The following is a 23,844-nucleotide window of genomic DNA, read 5'->3' as shown; positions in this document are numbered from 1 at the left end:
TGTCATTGATGGAGTTCAAAGAAGAGGTGAAAAGAGAAGCTACAGTACACAACGTGTAAAATTTGACTCTCATTCTTCTGCTTAATTTTTTGTTACATACTTATAAAATTTCACCACGACTTACTTAAGTTAGTGAATTGATATTATTATCATATTACATACATTACACTCTGTTAATTTTTTTGGCTTAGATTAAACTAATATGCAGTGATTTAATGAATTGTTCTTCTTGCTTAATTTTTAAATAAATACTATAATCGCTTATAGCTTTTTACAAAAAAATATTGCGTATCTTTAAAAATCAGTTTTTGATTGCTGGTAATTTGTATTTCATGTTGATAACATGATATTAACTAGATTAAATAATCAAAAATTAGCTTTGACAAGCACAGAAATTATAACAGCTTAATAGCATGATGTTATTAGATGATTAGTCAGTATTTATATTAAGCAATCAGATACGGTATCTAGAGATTGTTTATGATAAGATAATGATTTTTAGTTAAAGTTAACAATCATAATAAAAATCTTAACCTTAGCAAACAGGTTATTGTAAAATGTTCGCTCGCCAAATCCTAGTTGTTGAGGATGAAAAAATTCTAGCCTCAAATATTAGAAAAAGTTTACAGAAATTAGGTTATTCCGTTTCAGAGATAACTGACTCTGGTGAAGAAGTAATAAAAAAGGTAGCAGAAACTCATCCAAATTTAGTATTAATTAATATTGGGCTAGCTGGGGAAATCGACGGTGTAGACGTAGCGGATATTATCCAGAATCAGTTCCATGTGCCTGTAGTATATTTAACCGATAGTTCTGAATATAAAACATTACATAAAAATCAGTTAAGTGAGTCTTTTAGTTACATAACCAAACCATTTCTTGAAAGCGATTTACATTTTGCAATTGAAATGGCACTTTATAAACATCAGAGCGAAAAAATATTGTACGAAGAAAAACAGAGGCTGACGGCAATTATTAACAGTATGGGCTGTGCAGTGATTGTAACTTATGCAAATGGTTGTATTCAAATGATGAATCCCATAGCAGAACTAATTACTGGCTGGAAGCAAAGTGAAGCGTTTGGTAAAGATTTAATAGAAGTCGTTAACTTAGTTGACAAAGAAATAGGAGAAAAAATTGAAAATTTGGCGACAAATGTAATCAAAGCCGATGAAGTTTTCAATTTACCAGAAAACTGTACACTGATTACCAAAGATGGCAAAGAAATAGCGATTGGCGATAATATTGCACCCATCCGCGATGACAATGGCAATATTACTGGCACAGTTTTAGTTTTTCAAGACATTACCAAACGCAAGGAGACAGAGGCGCAACTGATCCGTAATGCGTTTTATGATGGACTGACAGCATTACCGAATCGTGTTTTATTTTTAGATCGGCTCAGGCAAACAATTGAACGTAGTAAACGCAGAAGCGATTATTATTTTGCAGTTTTGTTTTTGGATTTAGATGGCTTTAAGGAGATTAACGATCGCTTTGGGCATGGAATAGGGGATGATTTTTTAGTAGCGATCGCTAGACGTTTAGAGTCGTGCTTACGCAGTGGCGATACTGTAGCACGATTTGGTGGCGATGAGTTTACTGTTCTTTTAGAAGATATTAAAGACATTAACGACGCTACTAATGTTGCCAAACGGATTCAAGACTCCTTACGATTGCCAATTAACCTGAATGGATATCAATTATCTACCACAGCTAGTATTGGTATTACTTGGAATTTTAGCAATTATGAGGAGCCTGCAACTCTACTGCGAGACGCTGATATTGCTATGTACCGAGCTAAACGGCAGGGGAAAGCTACTTATGCGATATTTAGTTAATTAGCTTAAACAAAAAGAACCCCCATAGATTTATCATGGAAAAAACCGAAAAGCAGAAAATGCTTACAGGGGAATTATATCTGGCGGAAGATCCAGAATTAGCTGCCGAAAATAAGCGAGCTAGTCGTCTGTTGCGAAGGTACAATTCTACAACTGAAGAACAGCAAGAGCAACGGCAGCAAATTTTGCAAGAATTATTTGGAAAGATAGGCCACAAAACATTAATTGTGCCACCCTTTCACTGTGACTATGGCGGTAATATTTTCGCTGGTGACAGATTGTATATGAACTATGGCTGTGTAATTTTAGACTGTAATACAGTTCACATTGGTGAAAATGTTTTATGCGCTCCCTATGTGCAAATTTATACTGCTTATCATCCTGTAGAGCCAGAAATTCGTCTTTCTGGAAGAGAATTAGCTGCCCCAATTAGCATTGGTAACAATGTCTGGATTGGTGGCAGTGCAATTATTTGTCCAGGTGTAACTATTGGTGATAACACAACCATTGGTGCTGGCAGTGTAGTTGTCAAAGATATACCTGAGAATGTTGTCGCTGCTGGCAATCCCTGCCGCGTCATTCGGTATTTATCCTAGAATTTAAAACTTATATCCTCTAGCAATCCAATAGAGCCAGTCTGCGATCGCTTCTTGAGTTTCACTGTCAGCATCAATGGCTGTTATTTCAGATAACTTTGCAGAATATACATCATCATCCTTACCATTTATGTAAGCTACTTCTACAAGCATATCTTTTAAACACTCATCATCTGGAGCCATTCCCAGCACTTCGACTTGTTTCTCCTCAGCAGCACCTGACTTGCGTCCCTTCTTAGTCCATTTAGCCATAAAGGGAAAATTCAGAACCTCCTCAAGGTAGTAGTACCAACCCATAGCCCTGTCTTCTTTATCTTCAGCATCTACAATGATCTCTGTTTTAATGCGATGCTCTCGGTTTTCGTCGGCTTCAACACTAGGCATAAGATAACGCTTTACGTATAATGCATTTTGATAATATACCAAAATTTTGGCTAGGAATAGTTTTTCTAAAATATAGTTAAGTATATAGGACTTAGGTAGAGAGATCCCCCAACTCCCTTAAAAAGAGCGCTTTTAGGGTTCCCCTTTGTTTATAGAGTATCTAGGTTTTGGTTTTCAGTGCGTAAGTCTTGGTATATCTAAGTTATACAAAAAACCGTTTGTCAATCACAAACGGTTTTCTAGTTATTGCCCTCAAGAGGAAACTTATTTGTCGCGCCAAGATACCAACTTAGGTATTAGCGTTTTAGGGCGAACGTGAAATTATTGAAGATTAAACAAGTCTCAAATCAGGATAATTTGCCAGTACATCATCAGATGTCAAGGTATCATTTTCAGCTTGCGGAGTCCAAAGAACTTCAATTGCCAAAAGTCTTTCGCTGGGAATACTACCAATTTGCCGCAAAGCTTGACGCAAATCATCAGCACTGTTAATCGCTGTGGGGATTTCAAACTTACCTAATGTTGCCGCTAGCAACGTAACGATGATATATTCACCAGGACCTTCGGTAAATAGGCGGGTAGGGTTGTCGAGTTCACCAGCCGGAGGTAAAGCATCCTTGGCAGGGGCTGCTTTTAGCTGGTTGTTGACGTTAGAAAGAGTTTCTTCGCTAAACTTGCTGCGTTCTGCTAATAATAGCCGATTGAATTGACCCTCAGCTGAATTTAAACTGGCTTGTTGAGTCCCGCCACCTGCATATACAAAGTATTCGGGATGGCGGAGTAAAGCTAGGCTAGCTTCTTGTAGAACTTCTGCTCTCCCCTCTGGGGTGTTAGTATCAGCAGTTTCAGCAATGTGGTTGAGTTCATTTTGCAATTCACGGGCTTGAGCTAACAAACCTACTTGCAAACGAGTCACGGAAACAGGAGAGTTACTGCTGTATCCTACTTCTTCAGTTTCACCGCCAGAGACGCGGCGGAAAGTTTGCAATATGAAATTAGCGATCGCAAAGAAGATTAAGATGCTAAATAGACCACCAAATCCTCCCCCAATACCCCAGAAGGGAAGTAGGAAGGGAAAGCCAAAACCACCACCAAAACCACCACCAGGATAGTATCCGCCCCCGCCAGGAGGTGCATAGGTGCGCGGTGTATAGGTGCGGCTAGAAGGTACTCTAAAAGAGCCACCACCGATTCGACCTCCACTGCGGGCCGCTAATGCTCCATCGGCGTGACTAAAAGCCAAAGTTAACACCAGTCCTAGCGCTAAGAAGGTTTTTAACAGTGGTTTGATGGTTTGTTGTAGTTTTTTACGCATAATACAATCGCTTGGAAAACGGAATTATTTATGATTTCTCCCCATGCTGGTAGGAGTGTTTCAATCTGTCGCTAACGCCAGCGCGTAAAAGCTTGCTTTGTAGCATTCACGTAGCATTCACTTTTAAAGGCTACATATTCAATTTACCGCGTCTTCTCTTGGGTAGGCAGCGATCGCAGGGGGGATTTCTCGGCTGGGGAACCGTACCTTAAGATATGTTCATGTTTACAAAAAGTTGCGATGTCTACAACGGGCTACGCCTACGCGCAATTTGCTGCTACGTTTTGGACTACCACTTTAGGCTAGAGTCTTGAATTATACAGATGATTCTAATTTTTAATGATTATTTTGACTAATTTTTTAATACTTAACTCTACTTGTTTTGTCAGAAGACTAAGAGGATATTTTAAATCTATAGTACTATTTAATACATGATACTGTTATTGTTTATGTATACTGCTCAGGCTGACAAGTAGCCGTGATGCTTGCCAGTAATTGCAGCCAGACACTAAGTAGCCATCAAATACTTATCTAAAATTTTGGCATTTTGGCACAATAGTTTAGACTATTCAGGATATTCTATTGAATGTAAGTAATTTTCGCAACAGTTCTTTACTAAGTAATTTAGCTACAAGTGCATAGCTTTTATTTATTGTTCATCATGCACAGAAATTCTCAATTAGTGGGAAATTTGCAGCAAAAGTAAACTCAACGCAATAAAAAATAATCTTCTTGGCTAATCTCTAAAATAGCCTTCAAATTTGTCTACCACATTGGTTTTAAAAGAAATAAAATAAGACTTATGGTTCTGAAAGTAATCCTAATTGTAAATAAATTCAAAATTATTTGAAGTAAAATTATCAAGTTGATTATGGAACACATTTCTCAACTAACAGCCGAAATCAGAGACAAAGCTGCGTACCCAGATATCCTAGTCATATCCCGGATATTTCTGCCGAAAGAAGCTGTAATTGGGGAATATATCTATAATCGCTGTCTCCAAGATCCAGAACGAGTAATTGTACTGGCGGCTAGTTGCTCAGGAGATAAAGTATTTGATGAAAGTCAACAGTTTCCCGTGTATCGCTGGTTTTATCCTAGATACTGGGGTAGTGGCTTTATAGGAAGTATCCTGAAACCTTTAGTCAATATCGTTTGCTCATTTGTCTTAGCAATCAAACTCTATTTTCGCTATCACTACCGTTATATAGAGTGGGGCCACGGCTATGACTTTCCTTCGCTATTGCTATTGAGCTATTTTCTACCTATTCGCTTTTTTATCTATCTGCACGGCAATGATTTTCTTTGTACACTACATAATCCCGTGCTGCGATCGCTATTTAAATTAACACTTCATAGAGCCGAAGGTATTGTTTGTAATAGTTCTTATACACGAGACTATCTCAGAACTGCTTTACGATTAGATACTCCTACCCATGTTATTAACCCAGTAATTAGACCAGAAAAATTTGGTAATAATGTAGCAAGTCCTAGCAGCCTTGATGATTTACGTGTTCGTATGCGTCAGGCGTACAACATTCCCGAATCAGCGATACTTATTCTCTCCATAGGAAAGCTAGCAAAACATGAAGGTTTCGACCGAGTAATTGATAATATCCCACTATTACTAACTTTTGGGGTAGATGTCCACTATATAATCTGTGGTCAAGGGCCAAGCGAATCTGAACTGAAATCTCTGGCACATCGTTTGCGGGTACATAAGCGCGTCCACTTTGCCGGATATGTGCCAGAGCGAGAATTAGCAGGTTATTATGCTGCTTGCGACATATTTGCCATGCTGACTTTATTAGATACTAAACCTAATAATATGGAAGGTTTTGGTATGGTTTACTTAGAAGCAAGTTACTTCGGTAAGCCTGTAATTGCGCCTCGCTTAGGCAGTGTTCTAGACACAGTTCAGCATGAGGAAAATGGGATACTGGTTAATCCTAATTCTGGTTATGAAGTTTTTCAAGCTTTCAATCGGTTGTGCAAAGACCAGCAACTACGTGAGCAGCTTGGTCGCAAAGGTAAAGAATTAGCCAAGCGCAGAACTCTTCATCGGTCGCTTTACAAATCAGAGGAGTAAAATGCGGTTTTGTAAGATAAATTCACGTTTAGCGATCGCCAAAAACTAATGGTAGTCAAGCACGGCATAAATAGTTTTGAAGATGAGCAAGATTGCTGTGTAGAATCTCAGTTGTGATTCTATTAAATATGTAATGAAAAATATCTTGTTTCGCATAGGGCGATTCCTTCGGGGTTACCGAATTAAATCACTTATCTTCACAGTTATTGGATGTCTTACTGTATTGAGTGTGATTAGCTTTGGGACAATGTATCTTCTGGCTCAACCGACTTCAACCTCATCTGAACGTCCTATTGTTAAAGCACCAAATTTAGGGCGGCACTTTCAAGAATTTGGCCGTGAAGGTTCTATCTTGATTTACGACTCAAAAAATAACCGCATTTATGAACACAATTCTAAACGTAATGCAACTGCGATCGCTCCAGCTTCAACATTCAAAATTTTTAACGCACTGGTAGCTTTAGAAACAGGCGTAGTTCCTGATGATGTGGCGATTCTCACTTGGGATGGAATTCACCGAGAAATTGATGCCTGGAATCATGATACGAATTTGCGTCAAGCCTTTAAAGATTCAACTGTTTGGTTCTATCAAGTACTAGCACGTAGGGCTGGATATGAACGAATGCAGCAATTTATTAATAAAGTAGGTTATGGAAATCGTCAAATTGGCACAGCCGCAGACATTGATCGTTTTTGGCTACAACAGCAGCTATTGCAAATTACACCCAAAGAGCAAATTAAGTTTTTGCAACGGTTATATCAAGGCGATTTACCTTTCTCCCAAAGGACAATAAATCTTGTCAAAGACATTATGGTACGCGAACAAACTCCAGACTACATACTGCGGGGGAAGACGGGATGGTTAACGACTACCAAACCAAACGTTGGTTGGTTCGTGGGTTATTTAGAGCAAAATAAAAACGTCTATTTTTTCGCAACAACCCTTGATATGGATAAAGCAGAGGATGCACCCGCCCGCATCGAAATTACACGACGCAGCCTCAAGGATTTGGGTTTGCTAGCTCAAATCAACTAACCACCACCAACAATAGTTACCACTTCTAAGCGATCGCCTGGCTGTACTTTTGTTTCTGGCCAAAACTGGCGATGTAAAATTTCGCCGTTATACTCAACAGCCACCAAGCGCGGATTAAAACCCAACTGTTGGATCAAGTCGGGTAAAGAAGTTTGAAACGAACAGCTATGGGTTTCCCCATTTACCTGAACCGTAATCTCATTAGACATAAATGTGGGGAATGGGGTATTAGGTATTGGTTACTTACTTTGGACAAATGACTAATGACTAATGACTAATGACTCTTTTAAATTTCTGGTTTAATGCGATTGAGTTGGGAGAGCAAATATTGTGTTACTAGGGTAGGCTGTTCAGCTTGCATGAGCGATCGCACCACCGCCACACGTTTGGCTCCTGCATCGATTACATCATTGATATTATTGGCATCTATTCCCCCAATAGCAAACCAGGGAATTGAGCAGTTTTTGGCAGCATAGCTGACATATTCTAAACCTGTTGCTACCTTACCTAGTTTCGTGGGAGTTTCATAAACTGGCCCCACGCCAATATAATCTACACCTTCAGCAATTGCTCCTTGCATTTCTTCTTTATTTGTGGTAGAAAGACCTATCAGACGCTGCGAACCAAGTAATTGCCGAGCAACAGCAATGGGCATATCTTGTTGTCCTAAATGCACCCCATCAGCATCTACAGCTAAAGCTACATCCACGCGATCGTTAACAATGAACAAAGCACCGTAGATGTGGCATAACTGCCGGAGTTTTCTAGCTTGTTCGAGACGCAAAGAATCATCGGCGGTTTTATCGCGGTACTGTAGAAGCGTTAATCCACCTTTAAGTGCAGCTTCGACGTTGTTTAACAAATTTTCACTAGGGGAAGTAACAAGATACAAATGCGATCGCCACAATAATTGATGGCGCTGATGACCCATCAAACTACTTTCTAGGGTATAAACCTGATAGCGCATCTGCTTGCAAGCTTTAGCCATATTTGGGTGATAAAGTTTGCCGTATTCTTCCAACACCCGCAATGCTTCTTCTATCCGGCAAAAATTAGCTTGTAACACCGATTTGATACTAGCTCGTTGTTCTTCTTGAGGATGGGTTAACTCAGTCCCAGGATCGCTTGGTGTATCTCGCGCCGCCCGCAATTCTGGGGTATGCCACTTAGCTACCTCTTGTCGTAGCTGCTTGCACTCCAGAGCCAACTGCCCATTATTCAACCCAAAGCGGCACCATTCCTCGATAATTCGCAAGCCCTCACGAGCGCGATCTAAATTGGCATCTAAAATACGGTAGACAACTTGTTGTATTTGCTCTTTTTGGCTGTATGGCTCGACCATTACAACAACCCCGTTAGTGCTTTCATCGGAATGTGAATTATCATATGTCCTAGTAACCATAAGTTAATTAATTTGCTTTTTTTTACTTAATTTTTATAGAATACACGCAAAATAACGTAATATCGAGGGTTACGGGAAATTATCTCATGTTCCGAATGGCAGTGATAAGGGTAGTTTGAGGCTACAGTTTCGCGCCAAGGTTAGTCAAGTATTTCGCGATAAAAATTATTTCCAGCAATAGGCTGGAAACTAGGTTTTAAAAGGGTTTGCGCTTAAGTTAACATTCTCTTTCCCTGCTCACCTTAAGAGATAATTTTCTTAACCGAACCGTATTGAAAGTGGTGAGGGTATTTTGGCAATCACGTAGCGTGTCTTTTAGGACAAAGTATTGTTGAATAGACACAATATCATTTATTGCCCTGTATTAAAAATCGCCACTCGGTAAATATTTGAGTAATATTATCGACATAATACTCTCTAAGAGTATAAGAAGTTATTGTTACTTCTGAGGAGTTGTGTTAAATATGATTCACTACCGTGTGTTACCTAAGTACCGTAGACTAGAGGTTATGTCTGCAAAGCTAAGGTTTTTGAAATCAGCAAAGGTTTTATTTTTTATTTTCTCAGTATTATTTTTTACCGTTAGCATGGGAACGGCAAGTATGGCGTTCCTGGGTAGCGCGATTGCTCAGATGCCATCGACACCAGATTCAGCACCTCTGGGTGAGACAACAAATTCTCAGGCTAACGTGCTGTTTGTCAACCCCAATGGTGGAGATGACAGTGCAGGCAATGGCAGCGAATCCGCTCCTGTGAAAACTATTACCCAAGCGTTGCGATTAGCTAAGTCTAATACTGTAATTATGCTCTCCACGGGCACTTATAGTGCCGAGACAGGAGAAGAATTTCCCTTAATTATGAAACCGGGTGTTTCAATTCAAGGTAATCCTAGCAATCAAGGTAAGGACATTGTAATTCAGGGAGGTGGTGATTACCTGAGCCGGAGCTTTGCCGGTCAAAATGTCGCAATTGTTGGAGCAAACCAAACCTTGCTGACTGGGGTAACGATAACCAATCCTAATCGGCGTGGTTACGGTTTATGGATTGAATCAAGTAATCCGGTAATCGCAGAAAATACATTTACTGGCAGTACCCAAGATGGGATTTCTGTCTGTGGTAATGCTGCACCTACTATTAGTAAGAATTCTTTTGATCGCAATGGAGCCAATGGCATGACAATTGCTGGTAACTCCAGTCCCCAAGTGAAGGAAAATGTCTTTCACCAAACGGGTTTTGGCATCAATATTGCCCAAAATGCTGCTCCTGTAGTCATAGGAAATCAAATCCAGAACAATAGATCGGGAATTGTCGTGCAAGCAAAGGCCCGTCCGATTTTACGGAATAATATTATTCAAAATAATAAAGAAGATGGTTTAGTTGCGATCGCTCAAGCAATGCCAGATTTGGGTAGTGCATCTGAACCTGGGGGTAATGCATTTCAAAATAATGCTCGCTACGACATTAACGCCAGCGCTTCCAAACAGGTGATTTCTGCTGCTGGTAACAACCTTGTGAGTAGTCGCATCACTGGCAAGGTAGATATCAACGGTACAACAGCACTAGCAAGCCAAACTTCTGAATCTGCTCCGGCTCCCAACAATGTATTACGAGAAATACCACCAAGGGGGGAAATCACCTTCTCGGCTCCTGAAGTCTCTGAAAGTACTAATAGACAAACTAGCAACAGCATTTCCGCAAATAATCCTATTTCTGCACAATTAAACAGTCAACCACTGCCATTGTTACCAGCCAATGTGCCGCTTTCCACGCCTAGATCAAATCAACAGCAACCCACCTCTAAAGTTGCCAGATTTCCTACTCCTACCAGCTTGTTGGCTAGACAAAAACCAACTAATACTCAAGTTGCAACTTCAAGCCCAGCAGAACTACCTGATCCGCGACAGTTAAATTATGTGCGGATTGAGCCGAATACAATTGAGTTTACTGCTCCTGAGTATCCATCAAATTCAGTTGCACAGCCAGCAGTTCCAAGTATCAGGAATCAAACACAACAGCCATTACCAATACTACAAACTGCTGCTCCAGGTGCTTCAGCACTTTTACCAGTTCCTAATAACAATATTCCCATTAGTAATACTCGCAATATGCAAACAAGTTCTGCAAGTATTCCTTATGGTGGTAACTCTGCGACACAGTTCGGTATTCGTTATCGCGTAGTAGTTCCACTCTTCACTGATAGGGATAAAGATTTAGTGCAATACCTTGCTCCTGGTGCGTTTTCCACAGTTTGGCAAGGTCAAAGAGTTATGCAAGCAGGAGTATTTAGCAGTGAATATAATGCTAAAGAAATGCTCAAAACACTCTATACCAACGGTTTAAGAGCCATTATGGAGCCATTGAATTAATTGGGCATGGGGAAGAGGACTTGGGGACAAGAAGAATTGGGGACAAGGGGAAAGACTTGTTTCAAGTTCTCACCTCTTGTCCCCTTGTCTCCCCTACCTATTGCTTTACCTTCTGTGGCTGTAGCAAGTTGGCATTGAGGCGACAATTGTGTAATTTCCGTTTAGATGGTAGAGAGAAGAGCATATATTCTGAACAAAATTATGTTTAATCGTTTTTTGTCAGCTACAGTTTCCTTATTAACTGCCTCCTGCATATTTGCAACTACTGCAATGGCAGAGTCGAAACAAAGGGAGCAGCAGTTGCCAACAGACAGACAGCAAGTATGGACTACACCTCTGCCGACATTAAACCCCCCAGCAAATCTAGGAGAAGACCCAAAATCCCGTCTTGATCGCAGGATGGGGAAGTCGTCGCTCGAATGGCCATCTAATGAGGACTACTGCCCGATCGGTTCGCGCTTCAATCCATGCTTAAGAGAGGAACAGCAGCAGTACAACACAAGCCGAAGTCAGGAGTCATCTGGTTCACAGGATGTATCCAAATAATCACAATTGAAACGGACGAGCTGTCAAATTATCAGGCGATCGCATGAGTGAAGAGTATGTGCCAGATCATAAACAGCGTTTGACTGCACGTTAGGAATCTGCAATCTGCTTCTTAAGGGAGCAACGCGATTTTGTGATGTTAGACTTTAAAAGAGCGATCGCTAAATTACCTTTTTACGTATAAATAAAATTGAATACAAGCAAAGTAGTGTAGATACTTAAAGAGTTGTCTAAGATTTAGCCTAAGTTGGGTTGAGCTAAAGAAACCCATCATCTAATACTCCAACACGATTTCAAAGTACCTCAACATGACTTAGAAGTACTTCAACACGATTTCAACGTAGGGAACTCCAAGAAATAAATTATCCTGCTTGAAGTTGTTGACTGCTGAATGTGGGGTGAACAGTGGAATATTTTTTTATTGGGAAGTCCTTTACCGCTTGTCTTTTAGGGTTTAAGACCCTATCCCCAATGCCAAAGCTTGTTTTGTGTTGGGGTCTAAATCCCCATCTCCCTATCCTGGCTTATGATCTAAACGGGTTGCTTGTTCTAGGGCGGCTTTTTCTCTAGCTCGGCGGGCATAGGGTTGTAATTGCATACGATCGCAACCTGTTAAAATAATCAGGTTTTCCAGGCTGATCCCCCGCATTAACATTTCTACACGCCAGGTTTGTTGTGCTTGTGCTATGGCTGGCGTTTGTCCTTGGGGAGTTAACAGTCCCTCACTCCATACTTGCCAACGTGTCTCAAGCTCTGATTCTGAGAGGGGTTTGCCTATTTCATTCAAAAACATCGCTGTTTGAGCATCTTTACGACTTTTCAACCATTTGATTAAGGGATTATTGGTAAAAGAGCCGTAGCGTTTGCCCATAATCCACTGATTCACAGGCACTTGACGGACAAATCCAGGGATAGTAATTTGCAGGAAGTGCCCTTGAGTATCGTAGATTTGGTGCGATCGCTCCAAGCTAATTATTTCCGTGGCAGATAACCCAGCCCCAAATAACAGATAAGCCAAGGCATAATCTCGTATTCCCAATTTCCTGGCTTGTTGCAAAATTTCGTGAACTAAATTAGCAGGCAAATCAGCTACTTCTGTGGTAATAAAACCTCCTTGTAAAGAGTTTATTGCTGATTCTGCTGAAGATGACATCGCTCCATGTAAAAACAACTCCACCAAATTTTCCAGAAAATCATCGCGATCCTCCCAAAGTTCGTGAAATTCACTGGTGAACTCAATTACGGCATACCCCAAGATCATCCCATTCAGCAAACTGGCTAATTTCTCTGCCGGTAAGTAGGTGTTTAGGTGTCCTTGCTGGATTACAGTAGCTAAATACTGAGCTACATAGCGGTTTGCCTCTGTTACTCCCCTGCCTAGTGCGCGGCGATTTTCTGCCGGGAATTGGTCGGCTTCACCCACCACAGACCGGACGAACTCTGGCACTCGTTCTAATGTATGTAAAGTGTCACTTGCATAATCTTTCAGAGCTTGGTAGACATTGCTGGGAGGCGTTGCTCGCCGCACCAGCGATTCACCTAAATCCTTGAAAGCTGCGGACTCTTCCAGTACAGCCAAAAGCAGTCCATGCTTATTGCCAAAATTGCGGAATAGCGTCACTTCATTAACTTCGGCTTTTTCAGCAATTTGGCGGGTTGTGGTAGCGCTGACTCCCTGAGCAGAAAACAACTCAAGTGCAGCTTGAATTAGGCGTTGGCGAGTGGAAATGAGTTGAGATGACATAAAATAATGCAAGTGGCACTTGCACGGATATCAGATTTCTGCTAGCATAACAAATGTAAGTGATACTTGCTTTACTCTCCTGTAACGAATTAGTATACAGGGCGGGTAAATCTCTGTGGGATTATGCCTAAGAAAAAGCAAATCGCTTGATCATCCATCAACAGGAATTTTTATGACCGCAAATTTTGGGGCGATCGCTAAAGGCGTTGGCGAAACTATCGCTCCTGAGAGAGGCAATTCACCTCAACTCAGGTGGATAAATGTGGTATTTTTTGGTGTATTTCATGCCTTAGCACTTTTGGCTCCTTGGTTTTTCTCCTGGCCAGCATTAGGTTTGCTAGTGTTTCTGCACTGGTTATTCGGGAGCATTGGTATTTGCTTGGGATATCACCGACTACTGAGCCATAAGAGTTTCCAAGTTCCCAAGTGGTTAGAGTATGCGATCGCCCTCATTGGAGCGCTGGCTTTGCAAGGTGGGCCAATTTTTTGGGTAGGTGGACACCGCCAGCATCACGCCCACACGGAAGATATTGACCTAGACCCCTACTCTGCCCAAAAAGGATTTTGGTGGAGCCATATACTATGGATTTTCTACCCGCGTCCAGAATTTTTTGACTATGACACCTATAAAAAATATGCCCCTGACCTAGCAAGGCAACCCTTTTATTGCTGGCTAGATCGCTATTTCTTGCTATTGCAAATACCCTTTGGGCTGCTGCTTTATGCCTTAGGAGGATGGTCTTTTGTGTTCTACGGAGTGTTTCTCAGATGTGTCTTGCTTTGGCATTCAACCTGGTTTGTGAACTCAGCATCACATCTATGGGGTTATCGCACCTTTGATGCTGATGATGGCGCTCGTAATCTTTGGTGGGTATCGATCGTCACCTATGGAGAAGGATGGCACAATAACCATCATACTTATCCTCATATGGCGAAATCTGGGTTGTCTTGGTGGGAGATTGATGTTACTTGGTGGAGCATCCTAGTTTTGCAGACTTTAGGTTTAGCCAAAAAAGTTGTCTCGCGTCCTCCTCAAGGTGCAACTCACGGCTAAATTGCAACTAAATTATCATGAATTTGTTAGGCCGATTGCTTTTCGTAATCGGCTTAATAAACTATTACGCATTTTAATTGCATATTTACATGATGATTAATACTTCTAGGTTTCGCCAGACGATTCTGCTAGCTGTAATCACACTCAACCTCATTTCTACTTGGCTACACTACATAGACAATGCACTATTTTTGAGTCGATATCCTGGTCCCCAGTGGTTCACTTCTGTTGGAGTAATTAGCACTGTGATTGCGATGACTCCAGTAGGACTGTTGGGATATTGGTTTTACACCAAAAGTATGTTTTGGTTGGCGTACTTTTTATTAGCCTTATACTCAATCACTAGTATCTCCAGTCCAGCCCATTATCTTTTCCCGATGGTTGCTCCCATGTCTTTGAAAATGCATAGCCTAATTTGGCTGGATGGAATTATGGGACTGTTACTGATAGGTTTCTTGCTGTGGTCTAGTCTTGTATTGAAAGAGTGGCGTAGTCAACTATCTACAAATTGACATAACATATATATAACTGAAATTGCCCCCATTTTATTAAGTCTAATTAAATAATCTGTTACTAGCTATTTTACGGTAAAATCTAACGGTTTAAATCACCGCAATACACCAAGTGTGAAAACTGACAGCATTTTTTACCGCCTTTTTCAAGAACTTCCTAGCATCTTTTTTGAATTAATTGGTAATTCACCGCAAACAGCAGAGGATTATAAATTCTCCTCAATCAAAATCAAGCAAACTGCATTCCGTATAGATGGTGTTTTTCTTCCAGCACAAGGGGAAGAAAATCCGATTTACTTTGTTGAAGTCCAGTTTCAAACAGACGCAGAAATTTATTCACGCTTACTTTCAGAAATTTCTTTATACTTACGTCAAAATAAACCTAAAAATTCTTGGCGAGGAGTAGTTATCTATCCCAATCGCAGTTTAGATACAGCAGATATCAAGAATTACAGTGAATTTTTCACTAGTGGGCGCATCAGCCGCATTTATCTTAATGAATTAGGTGAAACTGCATCATTGCCAGTTGGAATTGCTACGATGAAATTAGTGGTCGATGAAGAGGAGACAGCAATTACATCTGCTAGACAGTTAATACACAGAACCCGGCAAGAAATCAACATTGAACCACAACGGCGGCAGTTACTAGAATTGATAGAGACAATTTTGGTTTACAAGTTTCCGACAATGAGTCGAGAGGAGATTGAAGGTATGTTTGGGTTAAGTGATTTGAAACAAACACGAGTTTATCAAGAAGGCAAGCAAGAAGGAGCGTATGAAGAAAAGTTTAGAATGATACCTTTGTTGTTGAGATTGGGATTGAGTTTTGAAGAAACAGCAAAAGAGTTAGGTTTGAGCCTAGAAGAGATTCAGCAAGAAATGCAAAAACAGCCTCCAAGTCAGGATACATAACCTACAACTATCACCGATCGCAGATACCTCTAAATATTCCTGCTATTTTCCATTCCCATTAATTTTTTATTTTTTATATGATTTTGCTCTCTCCCATTCTCCAAGCTAGACTTTCCCAACCCCTCAAAATTGGCTCCTTTGAGGTAAAAAGTCGGGTTCTCCAGTCGCCTCTATCTGGGGTAACAGATATGGTGTTTCGCCGGATTGTGCGTCGCTATGCGCCAGATTCGATGATGTATACCGAAATGGTGAACGCTACAGGGTTACATTATGTCAAGCAGCTACCCATAATCATGGAGGTAGACCCAAATGAGCGCCCAATTAGCATTCAATTATTTGATTGCCGTCCAGATTTTCTGGCAGAAGCAGCAGTAAAGGCAGTTGCAGAAGGTGCTGATACTGTAGATATTAATATGGGTTGTCCGGTAAATAAAATCACCAAAAATGGTGGTGGTTCTTCGTTGTTGCGGCAACCAGAAGTAGCAGAGGCAATTGTACGGGAAGTGGTAAAAGCTGTTGATGTACCTGTGACAGTAAAAACCCGTATTGGCTGGAATGATAACGAAATTACTATTCTGGACTTTGCCAAGCGGATGGAAGATGCAGGGGCAAAAATGATTACAGTACACGGACGCACCCGCGCCCAAGGATACAATGGCAATGCCCGTTGGGAATGGATTGCCCGTGTCAAAGAAGTGCTTTCTATCCCAGTGATTGGGAATGGAGATATTTTTTCGGTTGAAGCGGCGGTGAAATGTTTAGAACAAACTGGCGCTGATGGCGTGATGTGTTCCCGTGGAACTTTGGGTTATCCGTTTTTAGTAGGAGAAATTGATCACTTCCTGAAAACTGGGGAAATATTACCGACACCTACACCGATTCAGCGCTTGGAATGTGCAAGAGATCATTTACAAGCTTTGTGGGAATATAAAGGCGATCGCGGTGTACGTCAAGCCCGTAAGCACATGACTTGGTATGCTAAAGGTTTCGTTGGTGCTGCCGAACTCCGAGGACAGCTAAGTTTAGTTGAAAAGGTAGATCAGGGTTTGGCAATGATTGACCAAGCAATTGAAAAATTGGCTAATGGTTATGAACTTGAAGAAGAAACAGAAGGTAGTTTGGTAATGCTTTAAAAAATAGATTTAACCAGAAAATCTATGTCAAATAGAACAATTAAAATTATTATTTTCTACGTAAATAAAGTGGGCGATCGCAATGTTAGTCTCCAAACAAAATGATGTTGTATCCATCCCCGAAATCCTCTCTTTAGAAGACTTCATGGCAAATCCCCCAGAGGGAATGGAGTGGATAGATGAGCAACTAGTAGAAAAAACAGGGATGACATTAAAACATAGTGAAATTCAAGGCAACATCTACTTTTACTGGAGAAGTTACATCAACTCCAATCAACAAGGTGGAAAAGTTTATACTGAAGTACCTTGTCGCACATATAAACAGGGTCGCCGTCCCGATGTAGCTTATCTGACACCTCAGTTGGTAGCTGAGTTTGGTGATGTTCCCACTTTGCCACAGAGTTTCCCACTAATTGCTGAAATAGTTTCACCCACCGATTTAGCTGAAGAATTATTTCTCAAAGCACAGGAGTATTTGCAGTCTGGTTGCGAGGAAGTTTGGCTAGTATTTCCTGACAGTCGATTAGTTTTTGTAATGATTGATAATCAGGTTTTGGGTTTTAAAGCTGGTGATGTGGTAACCGCTCAATAAATCGGGGCGAACTACCAGTTCAGGAACGAATTTACGCCATTGAGCCTTGTCACTGAGCGATTTACCCCGGATTATTGAGCGGTTACGTGATGTGGTTAGTACTCAAAAAGTATTACTGGGTTTTAGTGTAGCTGTAGACGAATTGTTGACTTGAAAAGGCGATCCATCTAATAGTCCTGCTATTGGTAATTTTGTCATGAGTGTTGGGCGATCGCCCCCCAGTCAGGAGTCCACGATAAAGCGATCACTCTATTTGGGCTTTTGCCTAATCAAACGGCAAGCAGCTAAGGCAAGCAAATAATCGTCCATGCTGATTGCACAGGGCAGTAATGCGTTAATGATACTTTGAAGTTTGTGAAAAGTTTCTCGCTATCATCTGCGTGAATTAAAAAACTTTGATCAAGTTCGGGCTATGGTAATAAAGTTTTAGTAGGAGCGTTGAGCTTGGAGTTTTCTCAAAATAGTACAATAGTACTAAAAAGTGGTTGATATGCAAATACGGTTTAAATTTCACCCTGAGAAAGCTGTTGAAGTGGCATGTTTATTTTTGAAGCTTCATGGCAAACCTATGTCATATTTAGGTTTGCTCAAGCTGCTTTACATGGCAGATCGGATTGCTTTAGAGCGTTTAGAGCAGCCAATTACTGGCGACCGATATGTATCAATGAATTATGGCCCCGTCCTTAGCCGTGTCTATGATTTGATCAAGGGCTTAGATGTTGCTGGTGCCAAGGATCTATGGTCGAGGTATATTTACTCACGCGATCCTCGCTATAAAATTTCTGCTAACTATACTGTTTCTCTGCGGGAATATCCGGGAGACGATGAGCTTTCCGAGGCAGAAGTGAAAATCATTGAACAGGTCTATGCAAAATATGGACACATAGATCCTTTTGATTTAGCGGAAACAACTCATCTGTTTCCAGAATGGGTAAATCCTTATGGAAGCGCCATTCCTATATCCGTTGAAGAAGTTCTCAAAAATGTAGGAAAAACTGATGAGGACATAGAGCGTATCCGCGAAGAGTTTGAAAGAGAAGATTACTTAGACTGGGTGTTGAATGGCTAGTAACATTAGTCCTATAAACCTTGGAGATGCATTCCTTTTGGACACACCGCCGAAAGGAATGCATTTATATATTGCTGTTGTTGCAATAGATGAAAACAAGTATTTATTTTTAAATGCTAGTAAAAGGCATCCAAACTCGGACACATCATGCATTTTAAAACCTGGATTAAGCGTCCCTAGCTTCATAATTCAGGAGTCAGTCATAGCTTATAATTTTCCTAGAGAATATAGTGAAAATGACATTTTTAGACTAATCGATTCTGGTGTGTGTCAACCAAAAGGGAAATGCTCGCCTAACATTCTTTATCAAATACAGATGGGTGGGGTGAAATCTGAGCAGATAAAAAAGAAATACAAAAAGATAATCAAAGCCCATCTTGGCATACCTGACGAGCAGGTATAAAGTTTCAATTCCTAATAGGGATTTTGGTTAATTGCAATGTTCTTCCTGAGTTTCATGGGGAAACTTCAAGCGCTCGTTTCAATCCCTAATAAGGATTTTGGTTAATTGCACCTTTTATAGGTTTAGGGATAATAATGCAGGTCATGTTTCAATCCCTAATAAGGATTTTGGTTAATTGCAAATATGAGAATCGACGTTAATCGACTCGTACCAATGTTTCAATCCCTAATAAGGATTTTGGTTAATTGCATTTCCAGTGAACCTAGAACTGTTTTATCCAAAATGTTTCAATCCCTAATAAGGATTTTGGTTAATTGCAATCTGGCTTCTGAAAGCGCTGCTGTATTTGGTTTTCAAGGTTCAATTGCGCGAATGAACGAATCATAATATAGGGAATAGTGATATTACAAGATGCTAAACGCTGAAAACCACTCCCCATAAGGTGCGCGGATGGTTTTAAAGTACCATTGCCCTGAAAGTATTGTATAGATGGAGCGTACAGCCTTTTTTGCTCCTTATCATTTTGTACACCTACCCATCCGCGCATTTGGCAAGGAAATTAGCCTAATTACCGATCGCTACCTCTATTAAAATAAGCGATCGCCTAATCCTTGCACACCTTAATTTACCAAATCAGGGAATACCTCTTGCACAGCAGGATGCACTAAGTGATGATTCTGCACATTCACACCCTTAGCTAATGCTGGGTTAACTTCCAGTGCCTTAATTCCCAAATTCGCCAACTGGACGACATAAGGTAATGTACTGTTGTTGAGTGCTTGGGTTGCTGTCCAAGGTACTGCTCCTGGCATATTAGGAACGCCATAATGCACTACACCCTCTTCAACGTACACCGGATTTGTGTGTGATGTCGGGTGCAAGGTTTCTATGCAACCACCTTGGTCAACGGCTACATCAACTATTACAGAACCAGGACGCATTTGTTTAACCAATTCGCGGGATACTAATATTGGTGCCCTGCGTCCCAGTACTAAAACTGCACCGATGAGCAAATCGGCTTCAATCACTGCGGCTTCGATATGAGCAGAATTGCTGTAAACCAATTCGACTCTAGAGCCAAAAAGGGTTTCTAAATGAGATAAGCGCTCGACACTCACATCTAAAATCTGGACGCTAGCACCCATGCCCACAGCAATTTTAGCTGCTTCTGTGCCAACAACGCCGCCACCTAAAATTACTACTTTACCTGGTTGAACTCCAGGGACACCACCTAAAAGAACTCCTCTACCACCTTGTTGGCGTTCTAGAAATCTCGCCCCAAATTGTACTGCAAGCCGACCGGCAATCACACTCATGGGGGTGAGCAAGGGTAGTCTATTAGCACCAGGTTGTTCTACGGTTTCGTAAGCGATCGCAGTTGTGCCACAATCAATTAAATTCTCTGTCAATTTGCGATCGGCTGCTAAATGTAAATAAGTAAATAATATCTGCCCTTTCTGCAAAAATTTATACTCAGATGTTAGCGGCTCTTTGACTTTAACAACCAATTCCCGATTCCAAGCCGTTTCTGATGTGGGTACAATTTCGGCTCCAGCACTTCTGTAGTCCTCATCTGAGAATCCAGCACCATTACCTGCTTGCGTCTGTACGAAGATGCTATGACCATTTTCCCGCAGCACCCTCACACTAGAAGGACTTAAACCTACCCGAAATTCTTGATCTTTATTTTCCTTGGGAACGCCAATTTCCATATATCGCCTCTGATAATTTTTTTGTTTAACTGTAGCCTGCGAATTTCAAGCTTGCTACTGATCTATTACAGATAGCTGTATTAGAGATAGTTAATCTGTGTCCTAAGTTTCTCAATTTAATCTGAGTAGCCTCAAACTCTTACCCTTGACTATTGCCCCAGTATTTATACAATATATAAAGAATAGTAACAATTTATTAAAAGAGCGATTGTATAGCTTCCTACTAGGAAGCTTTTGCTGAATTTTTCAAGTCATCTTGTTATTCAAGCCTGCAATCAGCTTATAAGCTACCAAGTCTAGGGTAAAAGTTAAGGGCAAATAATTCCTTTAACCTTTAGCGTTTTTCCCCACCTTCTTAGACAATTGCTGCAAAGTCTAATATCAAGTCCCGTTTGCCGAAAAAAGGTTTCACAAAAATGACACAAACACAACCAACGATTACACCTAAACTAGAGGAGCCTAAGTTTGGCTTTAACGAATATGCTGAACGCTTGAATGGTCGAGCTGCAATGATTGGCTTCGCTTTGCTGCTGGTAATTGAATCCGTCACCAATCAAGGGGTGCTATCATGGCTGGGTCTGAAGTAGTGCCACCCACAAGCATAAGGTAGAAGTTGTAAGCTAGTAATTAAAAGAGTTTCAACCAGCTGGAACAACCAGTTGGTTTCGACTTTAACAATTGATAGCGAAGCACTTCGCCCTAGATACTTTCAATTAGACTTATTCGTAAATTATTGCCCTAGAATGTAAGCAAGAGAGGAATCGAAATATTTATTAGTTATAGAAATATTATAGACTTGCAACTAGTACAGTACGGCGGAAATTCAGCCCTTATGTCAATTAACGAAACTTGGCAAGTAGCAAAATCCCATAGATAAAGGTAGGCAAACTTCCGCCACAGTCTACTACTATATACAAGGTGATTAATGAGTCCACTTCCTCCCCTACTAAAGAAAATCATAATTAGTATCTGCCTTAAATGAGATAGGCAAATTACGGGTGAGGTATTCTTGGTAAATATACACAAAAGCTGAACTGGAACCAACCAAGCTGTGATGAATGCTGTATTACCTCGTTTTTTGAAGTCAACCTACCGAAAAGAGCCACTCATTAGTGTATTGGTGACGATGGGCGCTATAGATGCCCTGATTGGCGGCTTGAATGATAGCTGGTCGTTGTTCGCTTTTGGTTTGGGAACAACAGGGATAGCGCTAGCTTTTAAGTTGTGGCGTTTCCAGCAGCGTCGTCCTCTACCAGAGGAGCCTATAGTGCAACATTATTTGCCTTCTCGTTCTTCTAGTGCGCCTTTACCAATGTTAAGCGTTTCTAAGAAAAAACCACCTCTTTAGGAAGTGCAGAGTTGTTAAGTAATAACTCTGCAAAATTGATGTAACCGTATCTATAAAAGTGAGGAAAAAGAGTGAGTAGTCAGGGAAGAGGTGGGGGTAATTTTCTGCGCCCGGATATTATCCTGGCATTTATGGCAGCTATTGCCCTTCCAGTGATTACCTGGGAAGGGTTTTATATTCATGAAGCTCATGCTGCTATTGAAGTAACACCAAATCAAACTAACAGCAGCTTTGCTAATGCCCAACTACTTTACACACTCAAAGGACATAAAGGAACTGTTAAATCTCTCGCTTTCAGTCCAGATAGCAGAATGCTTGTGAGTGGAGGTGCAGAAAACGAGGGTGTAATTCGCCTGTGGAATCCAGCAAACGGCAAAAAGTTGGCGGATATTAACAAAGCACACAAAACAGCCGTAGAATCTTTAGTGATTTCGCCAGATGGTCAAACCCTCGCTAGCTGTAGTACTGACAACACGATTAACCTCTGGAGCCTGAAAAATTTTAAATTTACCCGCTCTTTTGTAGGACATACCAGCAACGTATTATCTTTGGCAGTGTCTCCTGATAGCAAAGTTCTCATCAGTGGAGCTTTGGATGGAATTCGGATATGGGATTTGCTACAGCAACGTCCTCTAGGGACTCTAGTACGTTTTGATAACTTGATTTATACCCTAGCCATTAGTCCTGATGGTCAGACATTGGCTAGCGGTGATAATAAGGGTGTAATCAAGCTGTGGAGTTTGAGTACTGGTAAATTAATTAGTGAATTGGCAGCTCATTCTAATGGTGTTAGCGCTGTCATCTTTACACCAGATGGACAAACATTAGTTAGTGCAAGCCGCGATCGCACAGTCAAGCTGTGGAATATTAATACTGGAGAATTAGTCCGCACCCTTACAGGACATAATAACTGGGTAAATGCGATCGCCATGAACCCCGATGGACAAACCCTTGCTAGTGCCGGTAGAGATGGCATTAGATTGTGGAATTTAACTACAGGTGAGTTAATAAATACACTGAGTGGACATACAGATTGGGTAAGTGCGATCGCTTTTAGTCCAAATGGTCAAATTCTTGCCAGTGGTGGATTTGATAAACAAATCAAGATTTGGGGAACTCCATCAAAACCTAATTAACAGCATTAACAGCGATCGGACAAAATAATCCTGAACTAGTAGACTATATCCCTGATTTCTTAAAGAAATCGGGGATATACTTGTCTGGGATTTTGACGCTCCTTCCAAGGTTTAGTAACTCGTTATCGCTCGACTTTTCACGTCATGTAGAAAGTCAGGCGATCGCTAACGCCAAAAATTCCCCCAATCATTTATCGTCTTTGCTAAACTTTAATCTTGCATTTTTAGAGTTTTTATAGTAGAAAATCAACCAGAGCTTAGATAAAATTTTGCCAAAACTAGCTAAAATCAATGCTGCTAGCAACCAAGAGCGATGTCTAAGATAGGGTGCGCCTACCCCAATTGTTGAAGAACTGTGAATCCTTGATGAAAATACAGCCGAGTTAATATCTTATCGAGCAAATTACTGTAAGTATAAACATAGATTATTCTAAATCATCTATGCAGCTACTTGCCCTCTAGTCGGAACAATTTCTGAATTTAGACAATCTTAGAAATGGTCATGTCAGTAAATGCACTCAGGTAAATATCACTATCTTGGCTGAAGCAAAGGTTTATAGGGCTTAAACGCTACTTGAAACGGAAGACAACTTGTTACTTAAATAATGTTTAATTTTCCCGAACTGCTTTTGATCCCCATTTCGATAGAATGAC

22 protein-coding genes and 1 CRISPR repeat array are annotated in these 23,844 nt (G+C 40.8%); of the genes, 16 read left to right on the top strand and 6 right to left on the bottom strand.

Going from position 1 to position 23,844, the window contains the following annotated elements; translation table 11 throughout:
* Positions 1-557: 557 nt before the first annotated feature.
* Complete coding sequence (locus H6G96_RS20545; protein WP_190913162.1) at positions 558-1,841, top strand: diguanylate cyclase; 1,284 nt, start codon at positions 558-560, stop codon at positions 1,839-1,841.
* A gap of 35 nt (positions 1,842-1,876) precedes the next feature.
* Entirely contained in the window at positions 1,877-2,437 is a 561-nt protein-coding gene (locus tag H6G96_RS20540; RefSeq protein WP_190913161.1) for a sugar O-acetyltransferase, read from the top strand.
* Positions 2,438-2,440: 3 nt separating this feature from the next.
* Here H6G96_RS20540 and H6G96_RS20535 read toward each other — a convergent pair whose 3' ends face one another.
* Together H6G96_RS20535 and H6G96_RS20530 are read right to left on the bottom strand one after the other, a co-directional pair.
* On the bottom strand, positions 2,441-2,821 hold the full coding sequence (locus H6G96_RS20535) for a calcium-binding protein (RefSeq protein ID WP_190913160.1): 381 nt from the start codon (positions 2,819-2,821) through the stop codon (positions 2,441-2,443).
* Positions 2,822-3,152: 331 nt separating this feature from the next.
* On the bottom strand, positions 3,153-4,136 hold the full coding sequence (locus H6G96_RS20530; protein WP_190913159.1) for a DUF1517 domain-containing protein: 984 nt from the start codon (positions 4,134-4,136) through the stop codon (positions 3,153-3,155).
* Between the two features lie 871 nt (positions 4,137-5,007).
* On the opposite strand from H6G96_RS20530, the gene H6G96_RS20525 reads away from it, so the two are divergent.
* Positions 5,008-6,225 (top strand): glycosyltransferase family 4 protein, encoded by a 1,218-nt coding sequence (locus H6G96_RS20525; RefSeq protein ID WP_190913158.1) that lies wholly within the window; start codon positions 5,008-5,010, stop codon positions 6,223-6,225.
* Positions 6,226-6,358: 133 nt separating this feature from the next.
* The gene (gene blaOXA, locus H6G96_RS20520; protein WP_190913157.1) at positions 6,359-7,261 is read left to right on the top strand and encodes a class D beta-lactamase; all 903 of its coding nucleotides are present in this window, start codon (positions 6,359-6,361) and stop codon (positions 7,259-7,261) included.
* Here the strand turns inward: blaOXA and thiS are convergent.
* Together thiS and H6G96_RS20510 are read right to left on the bottom strand one after the other, a co-directional pair.
* Positions 7,258-7,470, bottom strand: a complete 213-nt coding sequence (thiS, locus tag H6G96_RS20515) for a sulfur carrier protein ThiS (protein ID WP_190913156.1) — start codon at positions 7,468-7,470, stop codon at positions 7,258-7,260. The two genes, blaOXA and thiS, sit on opposite strands and share 4 nt — an antisense overlap.
* A gap of 77 nt (positions 7,471-7,547) precedes the next feature.
* On the bottom strand, positions 7,548-8,663 hold the full coding sequence (locus H6G96_RS20510) for a thiamine phosphate synthase (protein ID WP_190913155.1): 1,116 nt from the start codon (positions 8,661-8,663) through the stop codon (positions 7,548-7,550).
* 464 nt (positions 8,664-9,127) lie between these two features.
* Here H6G96_RS20510 and H6G96_RS20505 point away from each other — a divergent pair, with 464 nt between their 5' ends.
* Both H6G96_RS20505 and H6G96_RS20500 read left to right on the top strand, forming a co-directional pair.
* Positions 9,128-11,029 carry a DUF1565 domain-containing protein gene (locus H6G96_RS20505; RefSeq protein WP_190913154.1) on the top strand — a complete coding sequence of 634 codons (1,902 nt, stop codon included), beginning with the start codon at positions 9,128-9,130 and terminating at the stop codon, positions 11,027-11,029.
* 201 nt (positions 11,030-11,230) lie between these two features.
* Positions 11,231-11,575 (top strand): hypothetical protein, encoded by a 345-nt coding sequence (locus tag H6G96_RS20500; protein ID WP_190913153.1) that lies wholly within the window; start codon positions 11,231-11,233, stop codon positions 11,573-11,575.
* 514 nt (positions 11,576-12,089) lie between these two features.
* On the opposite strand, the gene H6G96_RS20495 is transcribed toward H6G96_RS20500, so the two are convergent.
* Complete coding sequence (locus H6G96_RS20495; RefSeq protein WP_190913152.1) at positions 12,090-13,319, bottom strand: TetR family transcriptional regulator; 1,230 nt, start codon at positions 13,317-13,319, stop codon at positions 12,090-12,092.
* 172 nt (positions 13,320-13,491) lie between these two features.
* Here H6G96_RS20495 and H6G96_RS20490 point away from each other — a divergent pair, with 172 nt between their 5' ends.
* The 7 genes from H6G96_RS20490 (at position 13,492) to H6G96_RS20460 (ending at position 18,994) form a co-directional block, all read left to right on the top strand.
* Positions 13,492-14,373 carry a fatty acid desaturase gene (locus H6G96_RS20490; protein WP_190913151.1) on the top strand — a complete coding sequence of 294 codons (882 nt, stop codon included), beginning with the start codon at positions 13,492-13,494 and terminating at the stop codon, positions 14,371-14,373.
* Between the two features lie 89 nt (positions 14,374-14,462).
* The gene (locus tag H6G96_RS20485) at positions 14,463-14,885 is read left to right on the top strand and encodes a hypothetical protein (protein ID WP_190913150.1); all 423 of its coding nucleotides are present in this window, start codon (positions 14,463-14,465) and stop codon (positions 14,883-14,885) included.
* Between the two features lie 114 nt (positions 14,886-14,999).
* Entirely contained in the window at positions 15,000-15,797 is a 798-nt protein-coding gene (locus H6G96_RS20480) for an Rpn family recombination-promoting nuclease/putative transposase (RefSeq protein WP_190913149.1), read from the top strand.
* Positions 15,798-15,874: 77 nt separating this feature from the next.
* The gene (dusB, locus tag H6G96_RS20475; RefSeq protein ID WP_190913148.1) at positions 15,875-16,930 is read left to right on the top strand and encodes a tRNA dihydrouridine synthase DusB; all 1,056 of its coding nucleotides are present in this window, start codon (positions 15,875-15,877) and stop codon (positions 16,928-16,930) included.
* Between the two features lie 82 nt (positions 16,931-17,012).
* A complete protein-coding gene (locus H6G96_RS20470; protein ID WP_190913147.1) occupies positions 17,013-17,522 on the top strand; it encodes a Uma2 family endonuclease in 510 nt (169 codons plus the stop codon).
* 490 nt (positions 17,523-18,012) lie between these two features.
* Positions 18,013-18,591: a Panacea domain-containing protein gene (locus H6G96_RS20465; protein WP_190913146.1), complete on the top strand. Its 579-nt coding sequence runs from the start codon at positions 18,013-18,015 to the stop codon at positions 18,589-18,591.
* A complete protein-coding gene (locus H6G96_RS20460) occupies positions 18,584-18,994 on the top strand; it encodes a hypothetical protein (protein WP_190913145.1) in 411 nt (136 codons plus the stop codon). Before H6G96_RS20465 ends, H6G96_RS20460 begins: the two co-directional genes overlap by 8 nt.
* 1 nt (position 18,995) lies before the next feature.
* Positions 18,996-19,313: a CRISPR direct-repeat array (repeat unit 35 nt; unit sequence GTTTCAATCCCTAATAAGGATTTTGGTTAATTGCA).
* A 301-nt stretch (positions 19,314-19,614) separates the two neighbouring features.
* Here H6G96_RS20460 and ald read toward each other — a convergent pair.
* On the bottom strand, positions 19,615-20,706 hold the full coding sequence (gene ald / locus H6G96_RS20455; protein ID WP_190913144.1) for an alanine dehydrogenase: 1,092 nt from the start codon (positions 20,704-20,706) through the stop codon (positions 19,615-19,617).
* A gap of 416 nt (positions 20,707-21,122) precedes the next feature.
* Here ald and H6G96_RS20450 point away from each other — a divergent pair, with 416 nt between their 5' ends.
* From H6G96_RS20450 to H6G96_RS20440, 3 genes are all read left to right on the top strand, one after another.
* Positions 21,123-21,293, top strand: coding sequence for a hypothetical protein (locus tag H6G96_RS20450; RefSeq protein WP_190728198.1), 171 nt, complete (start codon positions 21,123-21,125; stop codon positions 21,291-21,293).
* 467 nt (positions 21,294-21,760) lie between these two features.
* Positions 21,761-22,054 carry a hypothetical protein gene (locus H6G96_RS20445; RefSeq protein ID WP_190728197.1) on the top strand — a complete coding sequence of 98 codons (294 nt, stop codon included), beginning with the start codon at positions 21,761-21,763 and terminating at the stop codon, positions 22,052-22,054.
* A gap of 71 nt (positions 22,055-22,125) precedes the next feature.
* Entirely contained in the window at positions 22,126-23,190 is a 1,065-nt protein-coding gene (locus H6G96_RS20440) for a WD40 repeat domain-containing protein (protein WP_347242258.1), read from the top strand.
* Positions 23,191-23,844: the final 654 nt, after the last annotated feature.

It is taken from the genome of Nostoc sp. FACHB-892 (genome assembly GCF_014698795.1).
In the GTDB taxonomy this organism is placed as follows: domain Bacteria; phylum Cyanobacteriota; class Cyanobacteriia; order Cyanobacteriales; family Nostocaceae; genus Nostoc.
This window is presented reverse-complemented; position numbering and strand designations above follow the sequence as displayed.